The sequence below is a fragment of the Streptomyces sp. NPDC002698 genome, assembly GCF_042888945.1.
In the GTDB taxonomy this organism is placed as follows: Bacteria; Actinomycetota; Actinomycetes; order Streptomycetales; family Streptomycetaceae; genus Streptomyces.
In genome coordinates, this window is the sequence record NZ_JBIAQM010000018.1 from 1 (window position 1) to 15,636 (window position 15,636).

The 15,636-nt window shown below is 69.5% G+C and carries 14 protein-coding genes; 4 read left to right on the top strand and 10 right to left on the bottom strand.

Annotation, left to right across the window (positions count from 1 at the left end):
* Window positions 1-127: 127 nt before the first annotated feature.
* From ACFYW9_RS24130 to ACFYW9_RS24140, 3 genes are all read left to right on the top strand, one after another.
* Window positions 128-871 carry an SDR family oxidoreductase gene (locus tag ACFYW9_RS24130; RefSeq protein ID WP_389153920.1) on the top strand — a complete coding sequence of 248 codons (744 nt, stop codon included), beginning with the start codon at window positions 128-130 and terminating at the stop codon, window positions 869-871.
* Window positions 872-995: 124 nt separating this feature from the next.
* Window positions 996-1,265: a hypothetical protein gene (locus ACFYW9_RS24135; protein WP_389153923.1), complete on the top strand. Its 270-nt coding sequence runs from the start codon at window positions 996-998 to the stop codon at window positions 1,263-1,265.
* A gap of 178 nt (window positions 1,266-1,443) precedes the next feature.
* The gene (locus ACFYW9_RS24140; RefSeq protein WP_389153926.1) at window positions 1,444-2,082 is read left to right on the top strand and encodes a hypothetical protein; all 639 of its coding nucleotides are present in this window, start codon (window positions 1,444-1,446) and stop codon (window positions 2,080-2,082) included.
* 620 nt (window positions 2,083-2,702) lie between these two features.
* On the opposite strand, the gene ACFYW9_RS24145 is transcribed toward ACFYW9_RS24140, so the two are convergent.
* Window positions 2,703-3,221 (bottom strand): cupin domain-containing protein, encoded by a 519-nt coding sequence (locus ACFYW9_RS24145; RefSeq protein ID WP_389153929.1) that lies wholly within the window; start codon window positions 3,219-3,221, stop codon window positions 2,703-2,705.
* Window positions 3,222-3,377: 156 nt separating this feature from the next.
* Complete coding sequence (locus ACFYW9_RS24150) at window positions 3,378-3,572, bottom strand: hypothetical protein (RefSeq protein ID WP_389153932.1); 195 nt, start codon at window positions 3,570-3,572, stop codon at window positions 3,378-3,380.
* Window positions 3,573-3,604: 32 nt separating this feature from the next.
* Between ACFYW9_RS24150 and ACFYW9_RS24155 the strand changes: the two genes are divergently transcribed.
* Window positions 3,605-4,486, top strand: a complete 882-nt coding sequence (locus ACFYW9_RS24155; protein ID WP_389154296.1) for an IS5 family transposase — start codon at window positions 3,605-3,607, stop codon at window positions 4,484-4,486.
* Here the strand turns inward: ACFYW9_RS24155 and ACFYW9_RS24160 are convergent, their stop codons facing one another.
* The 8 genes from ACFYW9_RS24160 to ACFYW9_RS24195 form a co-directional block, all read right to left on the bottom strand.
* On the bottom strand, window positions 4,487-4,831 hold the full coding sequence (locus ACFYW9_RS24160) for a hypothetical protein (RefSeq protein ID WP_389153935.1): 345 nt from the start codon (window positions 4,829-4,831) through the stop codon (window positions 4,487-4,489).
* A gap of 473 nt (window positions 4,832-5,304) precedes the next feature.
* Window positions 5,305-6,951, bottom strand: coding sequence for a cation acetate symporter (locus ACFYW9_RS24165; protein WP_389153938.1), 1,647 nt, complete (start codon window positions 6,949-6,951; stop codon window positions 5,305-5,307).
* On the bottom strand, window positions 6,951-7,370 hold the full coding sequence (locus tag ACFYW9_RS24170) for a hypothetical protein (RefSeq protein ID WP_389153941.1): 420 nt from the start codon (window positions 7,368-7,370) through the stop codon (window positions 6,951-6,953). The genes ACFYW9_RS24165 and ACFYW9_RS24170 overlap by 1 nt, the downstream gene beginning before the upstream one ends.
* A 1,446-nt stretch (window positions 7,371-8,816) precedes the next feature.
* Window positions 8,817-9,239, bottom strand: coding sequence for a hypothetical protein (locus ACFYW9_RS24175; protein WP_389153944.1), 423 nt, complete (start codon window positions 9,237-9,239; stop codon window positions 8,817-8,819).
* 7 nt (window positions 9,240-9,246) lie between these two features.
* Window positions 9,247-10,839: a GMC family oxidoreductase gene (locus tag ACFYW9_RS24180; protein ID WP_389153947.1), complete on the bottom strand. Its 1,593-nt coding sequence runs from the start codon at window positions 10,837-10,839 to the stop codon at window positions 9,247-9,249.
* Window positions 10,836-12,467 (bottom strand): long-chain fatty acid--CoA ligase, encoded by a 1,632-nt coding sequence (locus ACFYW9_RS24185; protein ID WP_389153949.1) that lies wholly within the window; start codon window positions 12,465-12,467, stop codon window positions 10,836-10,838. Before ACFYW9_RS24185 ends, ACFYW9_RS24180 begins: the two co-directional genes overlap by 4 nt.
* Before the next feature lie 31 nt (window positions 12,468-12,498).
* Complete coding sequence (locus tag ACFYW9_RS24190) at window positions 12,499-14,205, bottom strand: aldehyde dehydrogenase family protein (RefSeq protein ID WP_389153952.1); 1,707 nt, start codon at window positions 14,203-14,205, stop codon at window positions 12,499-12,501.
* 97 nt (window positions 14,206-14,302) lie between these two features.
* On the bottom strand, window positions 14,303-15,616 hold the full coding sequence (locus tag ACFYW9_RS24195) for an MFS transporter (protein ID WP_389153955.1): 1,314 nt from the start codon (window positions 15,614-15,616) through the stop codon (window positions 14,303-14,305).
* Window positions 15,617-15,636 lie beyond the last annotated feature (20 nt).

The following is a 15,636-nucleotide window of genomic DNA, read 5'->3' on the forward strand; positions in this document are numbered from 1 at the left end:
TACCGCAGCTCACGTGTCTCCACCCCGCCAGCCTAACCGGGACGACCAGGAGCGATACCCGGACGGTATCGCCGTCCACCCAGTCGGTCTTGGACGCCCTGCCCGGCGGGGGAGAAGTATCGATGTCATGAGTGAGACGAACACCGTGAACCATCACAAGGTCGCGCTGGTGACCGGGGCCAACAAGGGCATCGGGTACGAGATCGCCGCCGGGCTCGGCGCCCTCGGCTGGTCCGTCGGAATCGGCGCGCGGAACGAGGAGCGGCGCGAGGCCGCTGTGGACAAGCTGCGCGCGGCCGGAGCCGACGCGTTCGGCGTGCCGCTGGATGTGACCGACGACGCTGGCGTGACAGCGGCGGCTCGGCTGATGGAGGAGCGGGCCGGGCGGCTCGACGCGCTCGTCAACAACGCGGGGATCACCGGCGGCGGACCGCAGGAGCCCACCACGGTCGACGTGAACCGGGTACGGGCGGCCGTGGAGACCAACGTGATCGGCGTCATCCGCGTCACCAACGCCCTGCTCCCCCTGCTGCGCCGCTCGCCGTCGCCGCGGATCGTGAACGTCTCCAGCAGCGTCGGCTCCCTCACGCTCCAGACCACGCCCGGCGCCGAGATGGGCCCCATCGCCATCGCCTACGCTCCGTCGAAGACGTTCCTCAACGCCGTCACCGTGCAGTACGCCAGGGAACTGGCCGGCACCCACATCCTGATCAACGCCGTCTGCCCCGGCTACGTCGCGACCGACCTCAACGGCTTCCGGGGAGTGCGCACCCCCCAGCAGGGCGCAGCCGCCGCGATCCGGCTGGCCACCGTATCGGCCGACGGGCCGACGGGCCGCTTCTTCGACGACGAGGGAGAGGTGCCCTGGTGACGCGTGTGACCAGGATCGATAGTTGGCATTTTGGTACAGCGCAGGTCACAAGGAGTGCCACCACACTTGGGCATCCAATCCAACTAGGGGGTGTCCGGCGGATCAAGGTCGGAGCCATAAGGCGTTGGACTGCGACCCCCCGCTGGCCGCTCTGCACCGCCGGGTGTGGGAGGCGGTCGCCTCGGACAGCCCGCCAGAGACCCTCCATCCCTTTCACGCCCCGGGGCGGTGGAGCCCGCACGTCACTCTCGGCCGGACGCGGCGTGCCGGTGCCTTCGCCGGTCGGCGGGTGCCCGAACTGCTGCCGCCACCGCCGCTGTCGGCCCAGCTCACCACTCTGCGCAGCTATGACACCGAGTCGGGCGTAGTGGAGATGCTGGAGCCCCGTCGCTGAAAGGTGCCGTCCCGGCGTGGGTGGCGGATCCCGCCGTGCCTGGCGTGCACCTGTCTGCTGACAATGACTGGGGGCGTCCGCCGGCACACGTCGTCGTCGCCGTACTCAACGAATGAACGGAGGACACCTTGGCCACCGCCACACGTCTCCTGGGCCGGTTCGACGGGACCGGTCGCCCATGAACCGTGTCCTCGGCTCCGGGAGACGGCCGTCGCGGCTGCGTTTCGACGGCTGGATCGCAGGCCTCGGCACGGCCTCCGGGACGCGCGTCGTGCTGGGGCACTGGCCCCGGTCGCCGTTCGGTCCTTTCAGCGACGTGATGCTCGAGCGGCCCGACGGGGAACGGCTCCTGCTGGCCCCCACCCGTGAGACGGCGGACTTCATCAGCGGGACCTACACCTTCGACACCGTGCTGGTCGTTCCCGTCGACGTACGGGCCGAGGGCGACATCTGGACCGTCGCCGCGGGCTCCCTCCACCTGCGCTTCACCACCGGGCGGCGTGGACTCCTGGGCCTCCTGCTGCGCGCGGTGCCCGGCGTGATCAGCCGCCGTCCGGCGTGGAGCGCGCTGACCGACCTGCCCGCGCGTGCACTGTTGCGCGGTGTACGCACGCGTGGCAGCGCGGGCGGTGGCCGCAGGGAGTGGTACGGCGCCCGTGATCTGCGGCCCATCCGCACGGTGTCGGCAGTCTTCGAGGACACGGACCTTGGCACGATCGCACCGGTCGCAACGCCCGTACGGTTCGGTTTCGGCTCGGTGCCACGGTCTCCCGCGCTCACGCGGGTCACGACGACAGTCGAGGTCGGTCCGGAATGAGGACGCTCGGTCAGGGAAGGGGGCGTGCTCCCTCGGGGGTGCTGCCAGAGTTGTTGAGACCGTCTGCCGGACAGGTAGCGGAGCGGTGGATGCATGGGCGGACTCAGGCATGCAGGGGGCCTGTCAATGAGTTCTTGGATGCGGCCGTCGAACGTCCGGCTTTTAGATCAGCTCGACATCGAAATCGTCCGCTTCCTGGAAGGCGGGGCGCCCGGAGGCGGGGGCTGTTCCGGCCCGACACCGTGCGCACCTGGATGCGCGGCGGGGGCACGCCCCACCAACTCGCGCCACGGCGCGAGCAGCCGCTCGGCGAGGTCGGGTCGGCCGACAGACAGCGCCCGCACCGGCTCAGCGGCTGGACCCAGCAGCCCGACCAGGTCCTCGTCCGCGTACGCGTGCAGCGTCGGCCACGACACCACCGGCAGGCATCCCCGGCCTCCCCGTGCGCGGCGGACACCAGGCGGCACAGCCGCGCCCGCCCCTACAGACTCTGCGCCAGCAGCGGCGGCCCCTGCACGTGCGCGCCGCCGCTGCGGGTGACGTTGCCGGCGTCCGTGAACGACCAGCAGCGGGAAGTAGGCGTTCGTGACGCCGACCTCGGCGTCGCCCCGCTCCCGGCGTCACCCGGCTCCTGGTGGTGGAGTCAGTCCGAACCGCTCGACGATGCCGGGGAGCCAGGCGGGCCGGCCCAGCTCCACTCCGTACTTCTCGGCAAGTCCGGCGACCGCGTCGGGCTCCGGCGGGCCGGCGGACACCAGTTCCGCCAGTTCGCGGAAGAAGTGCTCGAACCCGGCCGGAGTGATGATCTCGATCATCCGGGCCGGGACGGGCCCGGCGTTCCACATCGTGTGCAGCTCGCCGCGTGGCTTCGTGATGTACCCGCCGGGGCCGAGGACGGTCTCGCGGTCTCCGGAGCGGAAGCCAATTTCGCCCTCCGTGACGATCGAGTACTCGTCCTCGCGCGTGTGCAGGTGCGGCGGCACGAGTGCGCCGACAGGGAACGGGTGTTCCACGACCGACAGCGCGCCGTCGGTGTCGGCGCCCCAGAGTTTGAAGACCACCCCGATCGCTCCGATGTCGACCTCGGTACCCTCCCCGGGTCGCACGACGGTGAGCGGAGGAACCTGCGGTTCGGCCATGGCGATCACTCCTCGGCGCGAGCGCTCTCGCATGTCGAGTCACACCCCTGTCCTCCGAACGAGTGTCCAACGCCGCTCGCGGGCCCGCAACAATTGATCGGACGCAGAAACGCCGACGGGCCGCGGGGCAGGGTTTCCCCATCGCCCGGCAGCCCGTCAGACCGCGGTCATCACGCGCGGACGTACGACCCCGACACGGTGATGATCTGCCGCCTCGGTAGCACCCTCGGCGTCGCCGTAGACGCGGCCGACGTTCGACAGCGCGGCACCGTTCGAGCCGGTCGTCACCCGCAGGCGGTCGATCTGCGTGCCGTCACCGCTCGCGCAGCTAGGTTCTGTTCGGCGGATCATGTGATCGCCTCGCGTGGACCATTGTGCTGGTCGTGGGGCGGGGCGATCTTACGAACGACGAGTGGGTGCAGCTTGCCCCACATCTGCCGAAGTCCGGGCGCCGGGGTGGACGTTGGATTGATCACCGGACGGTGATCAACGGGATCCTGTTCCGGGTCCGCACGGGTGTCCCGTGGCGGGACCTGCCGGAGCGGTTCGGGAGCTGGAAAACCGTGTACGAACGCCACCGCCGGTGGTCGGCGGACGGCACCTGGGAAAGGATCCTCCAGGCCGTCCAGGCCGAGGCCGACTCGCAGGGGCGCATCGACTGGAGCATGGTGAGCGTGGACTCCACCTCGTGCCGGGCCCACCAGCACGCTGCCGGTGCACCGCGCAGAACACCCCGTATCCCGAAACGGAGATCAACGCCCCGGCAGCACCGCCCCGACGAAGGACTCGGCCGGTCCCGTGGCGGTCTGACCTCCAAGATCCACCTTGCCGGGGAGGGCAGCCGCCGTCCGCTGGCCTTCCTGATCACGCCGGGTCAGTGGGGCGACAGCCCGCAGCTGGTACCCGTCCTCGAACGGATCCGGGTCAAGCACCCCGGCGGTGACCATCCGCGCACCCGCCCCGACCACCTGGGCGGCGATAAGGCGTACAGCTCTCGCCGCAACCGCCGGTACCTGCGCAGACGGCAGATCAAACACACCATCCCGGAACCGAAGGACCAGCGGGCCCACCGCCGACGCCGCGGCAGCCGAGGAGGCCGGCCCGCTGGCTTCGGCAAAGAGATGTACAAGCGCAGGAACGAGGTCGAGCGCACGATCAACCGACTCAAGCACTCCCGGGCTGTGGCAGCGCGGTATGACAAGCGCGCCTACGTCTTCCATGGCACCGTCACCGTTGCGTCGATCCGCCTTTGGCTCAGGCCGTGATCAGTCGGATTCCAGAGCGTCGGCCCGCTTCTTGAGGTCCTCTGCAATGTGGTCCCAGTCCGGGCCGTGCATCCACAGATTCTCAGCAGCCTCCCGCAGCAGTGCCGGTTCGTCCGGCCGTTGCAAGAGCACCAGTCGATAGGCCAGATTCCGGATCCAGACCGGCAGGTAGCCGTCCGCCACGTGCGGGCAGAGTTCACGAAGCATGGCAAGGATCGAATCCGCGTCGGCGAACGTCAGCTCCTCGACGAAGTAGTGCTCCCCGTGTTCGAGCCCGCACTCCGGCGTGGGTCGGTACTCGTCTCTGTAGAGACATCGGGCGTGCTCCGTCAGGGTGCTGTGCATGGCCTGGAGCCTATGCCGCCATGATCCGCCGGACAGAACCTAGGCCGTGTATCGAAAGTGGATCAAGGTGAGGGTGTGGTCGTGGTTCGGGGCCAGGGTGCCCTGGCTGCGGCCGTAGCGGCAGGGCGCACGCCGCAGTAGCCCGTCGTCCTCCGGCGTCGCGTTCCCAGTAGGCGGACGTTTTTGTGGGGGCCAACGGCAGGAGGCGGATGCCTGCGGCTCCGTCGAGGAGCATGGCGGTGCCCGCTGCTGCGGTCAGGGCCTTGCGGTATTCGGCGGCCCGGCTGGAGAGCACGAGCGGCTGCCTGGTCGGTAGTACCTGGTTGATGGAGTGCAAGGCTTGGGCGCGCAGGCTTTCGGGAAGTTCGTCCAGGCCGTCGAGGATGGGCGGACCGTTCCGCCCGTCGCCCGGACGGAACGGTCCTGCTCGATCGCTCGAAGTCCGGAGGTCGTTCCTCCGTCTGGACCGCCGTTCAGTCACCCCCGGCGCCAGTGAGGATCCGGAACTCCGCTTCCGCGTAGCCGGGTTCGCCCTGCCCGTCATCAGCCCTGCGCCCGCGTGCGACGACGCTGCCCACCCAGCCGAGAAGGAAAGCCGTCGGTATCGACACCACACCAGGAGTTTGCATCGGATACCAGTGGAAGTCGTTGTGCGGGAAGAGCGCGAAGGGCGTGCCGGAGACCGCCGGTGAGAACACATTCAGTCCGATGGAGGTCGCGAGGCCGCCGTAGACGGTCCACAACAGCCCGGTGCGGTTGTACCGCTGCCAGAAGAGGGTGTAAATGACGGCGGGCAGCACCGAGGAGGCCGCGACGGCGAGTGCGAGGGAGGAGAGGAAGTTCACGTTGTAGCCCTGCGAGAGGGTGGCGAGGACGATGCTGAGGATGCCGACTCCCGTCCCGGACCAGCGAGCCGACCGGATCTCGCGCACTTCCGTGAGCCGGCCGCGGCGTAGTGCGTGCGCGTGCACGTCGTGGGCCAGCGCAGCGGCCGCCGAGAGCACGACACCGGCGACCACTCCGAGGACCGCGACGAACACCGCGCACGCCACAGCTGTGAACAGAGCGCCCCCCGCAGCGTTCGTGGTGCCCCCTTCCAGCCCGCCGGCCAGCAGCAGCAGTGACATCTGGCCCTTCGGGTCGACCGCGGTGATGGTGCGGTCGCCGACCAGAGCGGCCGCGCCCAGCCCGGCGATCGCTACGAGCAGGCAGAAGACGCTGATCGCAGTGAGGGCGTACCGGGAGGCACGGCGCGCGGCCGCGCCGTCGGCAACGGAGTTGATCTGCGTGATCATGTGCGGCATCACGGCAAGGCCCAGCACGACGGTCAGTTGGGTGCCGAAGAAGTCGAGCCGTCCGGCGGGGTCTTGGCCCAACTGAAGCCCGGAGTGCAGATAGACGTCTGGGCGCCCGCTGCCGCGCGCAGCGGCCGCGAGCAGTGCGTTCACGTTCCAGTGGAAGCGGTGCAGTACGAGGACGGCGACCGTGGCCACCGCGCCGAAGACGATGACGACCTTGAGGATCTGCACGACGCTGGTGCCCCGCATGCCGCCCAGCACGGGGTAGCAGATCATCAGCGTGCCGACGAAGACGATGCAGGCCTTCTGCGCGCCAGGGTTTTCCAAGCCGATGAGCAGGGCGGTTGCGCTCCCCACACCCGACAGCTGCACCACCAGGAAGGGCAGCGAGACGGCGAGGGTGGCCACCGCGGCCGCGATCCGCGGCGCCGCCCCGGGCATCCGCAGTGCGAGGATGTCGCCGATGGTGAAGCGACCGGCATTGCGCAGCGGCCCGGCGAGTATCAACAGCACACCGAGGGCGAGGCTGGTGCTCAGCACGAGGACCAGGCCGTCATAGCCGACGACGGCGACGAGTCCGGTGGTGCTCAGCAGAGTTGCCGCCGATATGTAGCCACCCACCAGGGCGATGGCGGCCTGAAACGGCGTCAGTGATCGATGGGCGGCGTAGAAGTCGGCGACCTCGTCCCGCTCGGGTGCGGCCAGCACGCACAACAGCAGCGAAAGCCCGGCGAACGCCAGAAACGAGACTAGAACGGCCGTTTGCGCGCCGGAGGCGAGGAAGCCGGCGCCGGGCCCCTCGAGAAGCGTGACCTCGCTCATCACCACGTCATCCCCGCCCGTCCCGTCGGATCGACCGGCCGGCTGCGGCCTCGCGCGTGGAGACCGCCTTGCCCTCGTGCCGTGTCTGCGCGGGCCCGCAGGAACTTCGCGCGTGTGTCGCAGCGCCGAGTGGAGAACCGGTCGTACCGCCAGGCGGTCACCAGCAGCAGCACTGCCTGCAGAAGGCCGAGGCCCATGCCGGGAGTGAGCGTGCCCGCGATCTGCCACGCCGGAAGTCCGTCTGACGAGCAGTCGATAAGTAGGGCGAGAGCGAATACGGCTCCGTTGGCGATCACGAAGCGTCGCCGCGATCGTGCGGCCAGGCGGCGGAGCCTGCCGAGTTCCGGACCGTCAGCCGTCAGGTGCTCCTCCGAAGGGAACGCCGCGGACGGGTTGACGGGGTGGTGCGAGAAGGACATACGGGTGTCCCTTCACGTGAGGAGTCTGTTCGGTTGTTGTCTGCAATGTGGAGCCGGCTCAGGGTCGACAGCCGGACGGAAGCCGCGATCGTTCGTCCGGGCGGGAACGGATCGTGAAGCCGGCACGCAGCAGCCGCAGTGGATCAGCCGCTTGTCGAGGAACCGTTGAAAGAGGGCAGGAGTTTTCGCGCGGCCCTCGGCGCCCACACCGAGAATCGTTACGTTGAGTATCGATATCTGGAGGTGGAGGGACAAGGCTCTGGCAGGAGATTTCCGAAGAGACTGGCGGGACCCGTGAGGCGTGAGCTGTCAGGCGTGTCGGCCCGCAGAGATGATCAAGGATCCACAGGTCAGGGCAAGGGCTGGCAAGCGCAGCCACGCCAGGTGCGCCCCTCGAGGCTGGGACGAGGCGGAACCCGGTACGGCACGGAGCAGCAGGTCCTGCGCATCCTGCCCTGGGAGGCTCATGTACCGGCCCACGCGTACGGCCCGTCCGCCGTCAGCCTCACGGAGAAGGCGCACGTACCGGCTGTCGAGCGCCGCTTGTACGGTCATCTCGGCGGCGGCCGGTGGCGCGGGTGACGTCTTCGTCCGGCGCTTCGGCGTTTCCGGGATCGGCGGGTGTCCGGCGTCGCCAGAGCCCTCGTGGGGACGGGCACCAGCGCGGTCTCGGGCATGTGCCACGCTCGGCCGCAGAACCGGCCGTGCCCCCTACCTCGGACTGCTGGCCGCCACGGCCTTGCGGGAGCGAGGTGGCGAGGTGACGAGGTGACGAGGTGACGAGGTGACGAGGTGGCTCAGCATGTCGCACGCCTTGTTCATCTGCCACCAGGTCCGACCCGCGGGCCGGCGGTTCACCGCGCCTCCGCTCGGAGGAGCTCGAGAGCGCAGTCCGGCTCCATCTGGCTTCCGGCTCCGCCGCCTGGCTCGTCGACCCCCTCCTCGGCAAACCTGGTCGGCGTCGTCGGGCCAGGGCGGCCGACTGGGCCCTGCGCGCGTTTCGAACACATCGTGATCGCCAGTTCAGCGCGTACGTACGCCTCGTCGCCATGGCCCTCATCGCCCACACACCGCCAGAGGAAAAGAGCGGGGTCTCTGACACAGGCCAACTGGCCCGCCGGTGCGGGACGCCACCGACGACGCTGATCACCGCAATCCAGCTGCCGGTTGAGCACTGCGCGCTCGCGGCATGGACGCTTGCCCCCCCCCAACGGGCGACCTCGCGTGGATCACAACTCCGGCAAGCGAACAGATCAGACGGCTTGAGGACGAGTCTGTCCCCGAGCACTTCGGACTTCCCATCCTGAACTGGAGGCTGCCCGAGCCGCGAACCGTAACCGGACCCGATCCCTGGACCGGCGCGGGCGTCCTGCTGCAGCAAGGTCCATCACGCCGCCCGGAACCGTGTGATCGGGGTGGGTGCTTGCCGTCACGTCAGTCGGCTTCTCATTGTGTCGGGCCAAGTACTTCGTCGGAGCTTCGGGACTCTGTGCGCGGCTGTTGGTTGAGCCTGTGGCGTTCGACGGAGGATCGTCGGTTGACCTCCTTGCGGGCCCGCATGATGTTGCCCAGGGGCGCGTGCTCGGCGGTGACCCGCCAGGGCGTGAAGGACAGCGCGTCCATCTTCTCCAGCCCCGAGGCCGGGTCGAGGTCGCGCCGGACCACCGCGGCGGCGAAGGGCGGGTCGGGGGTGATCCGCACCTTGGTGATGTAGTCCCCGTGCCGGACCGCGCCCATCGTCCAGTAGCTCGACAGCAGCAGGTTATCGCCGTGATGGCGGTCCTGTGCTTCGTCCTCGGACTGAAACTGCTCGGAGACGGCATCGGCATCCTCACCTCCTGACAGGCCTATCGGGTGGGGCGTGGCCACTACCGCTTCAGCTCGCTCCGAGCAGATCCGCGGCCCTTTCTCCGATGACGATGGCGGGGGCGTTGGTGTGGCCGCGGATGATCGTCGGCATGATCGATGCGTCCGCAATCCGCAAGCCCTCTGTCCCTCGTACGCGAAGTTGCGGATCCACGACCGAGGCATCGTCGCTGCCCATCCGGGCTGTTCCGACCGGGTGGTAGAGAGTATGGGCGTGATCGGCCAGCGCGAGGGCGTCACGCCGGTGACGGGACAGGAGCTCGCCCCCCGGGGGCATGAGGAAGCGGCCCGAGGACAGCCCCCGGGCAGTGAGCCGCTCGATGATCTGCTCGCAGACGTCCAGCCCGGCCGTCATGGCCGCACGGTCGGTCCCGCCCGCGTCCGTGAGGTAGCGCGGGTCGATAACCGGCTTGTCGAGAGGATCCGGTGAGGCAAGTTTGATCGATCCGGTGCTCTGGGGCCGGAGGAGGATCGCACCCACCGTGACACCGTGTCCGGAGGGCTTGACGAGACCTTCACCGATGAACGGCACCGGGGCGAAGATGATTTCGAGGTCGGGGAGTTCGAGTTCGGGGCGGCTGCGGACGAAGCCGTATGCCTCGCCGACGTTCGAGGTGAGCATTCCTCGGCGGCGGACGAGGTAGTTCAGGAGTTCGCGGGGCCGCTCGGCGGAGAACAGTGTCCTGTCCGGCACGTCGACGGCGAGTCCGGAGATGAGGTGGTCGGTGAGGTTGGCGCCGACCTCAGGGGAGTCCACGAGGACGTCGATTCCCCGTTCGCGCAGGTGAGTGGCGTCGCCGATCCCGGAGAGCATGAGCAGTTGCGGGGTGTTGACCGCGCCCCCACTGAGTACGACCTCGCGGTGTGCCAGCACCTTGCGTGCGACACCGCCGGTGACGTACTCGACTCCGACGGCGCGGCGGCCCTCGAAGAGGACGCGGGTGACCTGCGCGTCTGTGATGACGTGCAGGTTCGAGCGGCTGCGGGCCGGCTTGAGGTAGCCGTCCGCGGTGCTGAACCGGGCTCCGCGTCGCTGGCTCACCATCGTCTGCGAGAAGCCGTTGGGCGTCGCTGTGTTGGCGGGCTCGACGGTATGGCCGAGCTCCTTGGCGGCGTCGAGGAAGGCGGCCGTGTGCGGGTTCGGGTTGCGCTGCGGCTCGATGTTCATAGGACCGGAGCGTCCATGGTCCGGGTCGGTGGCGCCTGCGGTCCTTTCCAGGCGGCGGAAGTAGGGCAGCAGGCCCTGCCACGACCAGTCCGGCCCGCAGAGGTCGCCCCACTCGTCGTAGTCGGCGGCGAACCCGCGCACCCACATCATGGCGTTGATCGATGAGGATCCGCCGAGCATCCGGCCCCGGGGCCAGTAGACGGGGCGCCTGGAGAGTTGGGTCTGCGGAACCGTCGTGTAGTCCCAGTCGAGTTCGGTCTTGAAGAGCTGGGAGAAGGCGGCGGGTATGTGAATGGCCGCCTTCCTGTCCGGGCCGCCCGCCTCCAGGAGTGCCACCGAAACCGTGCTCTTCTCGGTCAGCCGGCCGGCGAGAGCGGCTCCGGACGATCCGGCTCCGACGACGACGTAGTCGACGCTGTCGAGCGAGGTGCTCATCGGTCCCCCTCGATCGTGCGGGCATCCGCCGTACCTGCGTCCCCTGTCTGCGTCACCGGTCGGCTGAGGGGGTCCCCGTGCGTGTCCCGGAGCTCGCGCTTGAGGATCTTGCCGGTGGCGTTGGTGGGCAGGATATCGAGGAACTCCACCAGGCGGGGGTACTTGTAACCGGCCATCTCTTCCTTGCACCAGGCGGTCAGTTCCTCCTCGGAGAGCACCGCTCCAGGGGTGAGGACCACGCAGGCCTTGATCTCCTCGCCGTGCCGCTCGTGGGGTACGCCGATGACGGCCACCATGGACACGGCGGGATGCGTGAGCAGCACTTCCTCGATCTCCCGGGGGTACACGTTGAAGCCACCGCGGATGATCAGGTCCTTGGCACGGTCGACGATGTAGTACCAGCCTTCGGTGTCCCGGCGTGCGAGGTCGCCGGTGCGGAACCAGCCGTTGCGCATGACCTCGGCGGTCGCCTCGGGCCGGTTGTAGTAGCCCTTCATGATGTTGTGCCCGCGGATGACGAGCTCGCCGACCGCGTCGGGCCCTGTGACCGGGGTCCAGTCCTCGGCGACCAGGTCCACCTCCACGCCCCAGACCGGACGTCCGATGGAGCCTGGCCGCACCTCCTCGCCGGGGGCCGAGAAGGTGGCGGCCGGGCTGGTCTCCGACAGGCCGTAACCCTCGCGGATCGTGACCGAGAACCGCTCGCCGAACCGCCGGTGGATCTCGACCGGCAGCGCCGAGCCTCCCGAGCCGGCTATCCGCAGGTTCTTGGCTATCTGTGGCAGGTCCACATCGGGCGCGTCCGCTTCGAGCAGGGCCCAGTACATGGTGGGGACGCCCGCGAAGAAGGTGACGGCATGGCGCTGCATCAGGGCCAGGGCCGATCGTGCGTCGAAGCGTGGCAGCAGCACCAGAGTCGCACGTGAGGCGAGGCCGGCGTTCATCTGCACGACCTGGCCGAAGGAGTGGAACAGCGGAAGGGCGATCAGATGTACGTCGTGCTCGACCTCGCCGAACAGCTTGTGACAGGTCAGCACATTGAGCGTCACGTTGGAGTGGGTGAGCTCGGCGCCCTTGGGCAGGCCGGTGGTGCCGGAGGTGTACAGGATGACCGCCGTGTCACCGGGTTCGGTGGCGACCGTCTCGAAGGTGGTGCTCTGGCCCGTCAGCGCGGCCGTCAGCGTCTGGGCGCCCGTGATCGGGGACTCCAAAGCGGGGGCCGCGGTCATGACGAAGAAGTGCTCGCAGCTCTCGGTGTTGCCGAAGCCGGTCCAACCCTCCTGGCCCAGTGGGAGCCCGGGGGTGCCTTCGAAGCAGAAGTAGGCCTTGGCTTGCGAATCCTTCAGGTGATACGTGATCTCCCGGCTCTTGAGCAGCACGTTGAGCGGGACGGCCACCGCACCGGCCTTGAGGATGCCGTAGTAGACGACGGGGAACCAGGGAACGTTCGGGCAGGACAGTGCGACCTTGTCGCCGGGCTCGATGCCGCGCGAGCGCAGCAGGTTGGCCACACGGCAGGCGGCGGCGTCGAGTTCGGCGTAGGTCAGCTGCTGGTCGCCCAGGACCACCGCGGCGCGGTCGGGCACGGCACGGGCGCTGCTTTCGAGCATGGCGGCGAGATTGAGCATCGGATCTCCGTAGGGGGGTGGTGGGGCGGGGTCAGCCGCGCAGCGCAGAGGCGAAGATGGCGGGCAGTTTCAGGAGGCCGGGCGCGGCGGTGAAGCGGGTGACGAGTTCCACCGTGGCCAGCGCCGTCCGGTTGGTGACGAAGTACGGCGGGCGGGGGGACAGCGACGGGTCGCCCGTGACCAGACCGCGCGGGGCGGGCGTGAAGGGTGCGCGCAGCACGGTCTTCTCGATGTCCTCGAGCATGAAGGCGTTGTGCACGAAGCCGATGCCGCTGCCGATGTCCTGGGGGGTGTGGCCGGGGAACGCGCCCCAGGGAGTGAAGCCGAGGAGGAAGCCCACCGCCGACCAGCAGTTGACGCCCAGGGTGCCGTACCGCAGTCCGGCGACGGCCTTGTCGACCGCTGCCCGGTGGGTCTTCTCTGTCCCGGGGTGGACGATCAGGGTGGCGCCGAGGGTCCCGGGGAGGCTGTCGTTGGCGAAGTCGACGGCGTGGCCGAGAAATTCGGCCGGGGTGTCGCCGGGCAGTCGTACGACGCCGAGGGCGCTGCCGAAGACTTCTCCGGTGATCAGGACGTCGTCGTGGTCGGTGATGTCGGGGACGAGGACCCGGCAGCTGTCGCCGTGGGTCTCGGCCTTCGGATGGGCCGCCAGCACAGCGGACAGGCGCTGCTCGGCGCCCGGGTAGTAGTCGGTGCGCGGCGGCAGTGCGCGCAGCACCCGCCGGATCTCGTCCAGCAGTCGCTCGGTGCCGTCCCACTCGCGGGGCAGGACCAGGATCTGGCTGGCGATGCAGTTGTGGCCGGAGTTGTTCATCTTGCTGGTGACGATGTGCTCGGCCTGGTAGCGGAAGTCCGCCGCGCTCCAGGGGCCGGGGGTCACGATGCAGGGGCTGACGCCGCCCAGCTCGCTGGTGAACGGCTTGCCGATCAGCGGCGTGTCGTCGCGGCGGCGCTCGCCCGCCTGCTCGTCGGTGCCCCACACGATGGCGTCGTGGGTGCGGTCGCTGCCGGTGACGTGGATGGCGTCGACGCCCTCGTGCGCGGCGAGGTATCCGCCCTCGGCCGCACCTCCGTCGACGAAGCGCACCCAGCCGCGCGCGACGAACTCGGCGAAGACGTGCTCGAAGTGCGGGCGGAGATAGGCGTTGACCGGGTTCATCTTCGCGACGACGACCTGGCCCTCGGCGTAGAGCTTGTGCAGGATGTCGAGCGCGGTGATGGCGGCGACGTTCCCTGCACCGAGTACCAGGGCCACCGCGGGACGACCCGGCCGGCCCCGGTACTCCCCTGCGGCGCGGCTGCGCGCCTGCTCCACGGTGATGCCGGGCCGAAGCCACACCTGAGCCGTGAAGCCGTTGAGCAGCAGCCTGTCCCAGCCGGTGGCGGGGAAGACGTCGACGTGGGTACGGCCGTCGCGGGCTCGCACGGCCTTGGCGTCGACCGGGTCCTTTCCCGCGGCGATGCGCCGTAGTACGTGCAGATATGCTGCGGCGTTCTGGACCAGGGCCCACGGCCCGCCGATCCAGTCCTCGGCGGCCCATGGGGAGGCGGGGTCGTAGCCCTTGGCGCGGGCGCCGGCAGCGGCCAGGTCGGCGGCGCCGGAGGTCAGGCGGGGGAGCAGGCGCTCCAGCAGGGCGATGCGTTCGGTGAGCGGGGTGGCGGACCAGGACACGGCGCCGATGCGCAGTTCGGCAACGGCCTGGTCGAGGCAAGAGGTGTCGAGGGCGCTGGGGTTCACGTCATTCCTCGTGGAAGGTGGATTGATGGCGGGCGGGGGCCGTGCGCTGTGCGAGGGGCGGCGGACCCCGCCCGGGGGACACGACGGTGTCGCGTCGTCAGGCCGGGAGCAGGCGCGCGTCGCGGTCCGGGTCGATCAACGTGACGGCGGCGCTGCCGCCCAGCAGGAGCAGAGCACCGGTGATCATGACCGCGTACCGGTAGCCCCCGGCTCCATGCGCGTCCACGAGGTGCCCGATCAGCGTCGGGGCGATCAGACCGGCGGTGGTCACCACGGCGTTCATGATGCCGAGTGAGCCGCCGCGGCGGTCGGCCGGCACCAGTTCCACGACGGTCGTGGCGGCGACGCTGCCCATCGCTCCGGAGAGTGCGACTCCGGTGACGAAGAGCACGACGGTCACGGCACCGGCCGGGGCCCACGGCAGGGCCAGGCATGCCGCCGCGCCGATGAGCATGAGGATGCCGCCGACCTTGCCGCGGGCCCACCGGCTTGCGGTCCCGCGGCGCAGCAGCCATCCGGTCAGGCCCGCCTGTCCGAGCACCACGATGCCGCTCATGCCCCACACCAGCATCAGCAGTTGGGCGGAGGTGGTCGAGGAGTAGCCCAGACCGTCTTGGAGGTAGGACGGGAGCCAGACCAGGGCGAAGGCGATGACCCAGTAGGTGCCGAAGTAGGCGATCGTGGCACCGATCCAGGTACGGGTCGCGAGGATCCGGCGGTACGGCGTCCTGCAGGCTGCCGGGCCGGTTGCGGTTTCGGCGCCCTGAGCAAGGGCGGGTGAGTCGGTCCCGTACCGTCCCTCTCCGCCGAAGGGGATCCACAGCAGAGCCCACACCACGCCGGCGACCGCCACCACGGCGACGGCCGAGCGCCATCCGTGGTGGTGGATCACCCAGGTCAGTACGGGAGCGGCGACGAGGACCCCCAGGGTGATTCCCAGCACGATGAGTGCCCCGGGCAGGTTGCGCCGGTGGTTGGGGAACCAGGACAGGGTGGCCTGCTGGGCCACGGGGAAGGCGGGCCCCTCGGCGGCGCCGAGGAGGACGCGAGAGGCGATGAGCACCGCGAGCCCTCCGCCCAGGGCCAGTGGTGCCTGGGAGACGGACCACAGGAGGGCCATCGCCAGCAGCAGCCACTTGGGCCGTATGCGGTCGGCGAGCAGTCCCACCGCGGCGCCGCAGATCGAGAACAGCAGGAAGAAGGCGCTGCTGGCGAGCCCGAAGGCGGATGCGGACAGGCCGAGATCCTTGCGGATCGGGTCGGCCGCCAGGCCGAGCACGGACTTGTCGGCGAAGTTGATCATCATGAGGACCACGAGCAGAGCGGTGACGACCCATGCGCGGAGTCGTGGGTCGCTCGCGGTCTTCGCAGGATCGGCGGGCACAGCTGGTACGACGTCGGTGTCGGTCACAAGGGCTCCGCGGGAGACGA

Coding starts and splice junctions, on each gene's coding strand:
- ACFYW9_RS24130 (WP_389153920.1), top strand. CDS start 128: ATGAGTGAGACGAACACCGTGAACCATCACAAGGTCGCGCTGGTGACC.
- ACFYW9_RS24140 (WP_389153926.1), top strand. CDS start 1,444: ATGAACCGTGTCCTCGGCTCCGGGAGACGGCCGTCGCGGCTGCGTTTC.
- ACFYW9_RS24145 (WP_389153929.1), bottom strand. CDS start 3,221: ATGGCCGAACCGCAGGTTCCTCCGCTCACCGTCGTGCGACCCGGGGAG.
- ACFYW9_RS24150 (WP_389153932.1), bottom strand. CDS start 3,572: ATGATCCGCCGAACAGAACCTAGCTGCGCGAGCGGTGACGGCACGCAG.
- ACFYW9_RS24160 (WP_389153935.1), bottom strand. CDS start 4,831: ATGCACAGCACCCTGACGGAGCACGCCCGATGTCTCTACAGAGACGAG.
- ACFYW9_RS24165 (WP_389153938.1), bottom strand. CDS start 6,951: ATGAGCGAGGTCACGCTTCTCGAGGGGCCCGGCGCCGGCTTCCTCGCC.
- ACFYW9_RS24170 (WP_389153941.1), bottom strand. CDS start 7,370: ATGTCCTTCTCGCACCACCCCGTCAACCCGTCCGCGGCGTTCCCTTCG.
- ACFYW9_RS24180 (WP_389153947.1), bottom strand. CDS start 10,839: ATGAGCACCTCGCTCGACAGCGTCGACTACGTCGTCGTCGGAGCCGGA.
- ACFYW9_RS24185 (WP_389153949.1), bottom strand. CDS start 12,467: ATGCTCAATCTCGCCGCCATGCTCGAAAGCAGCGCCCGTGCCGTGCCC.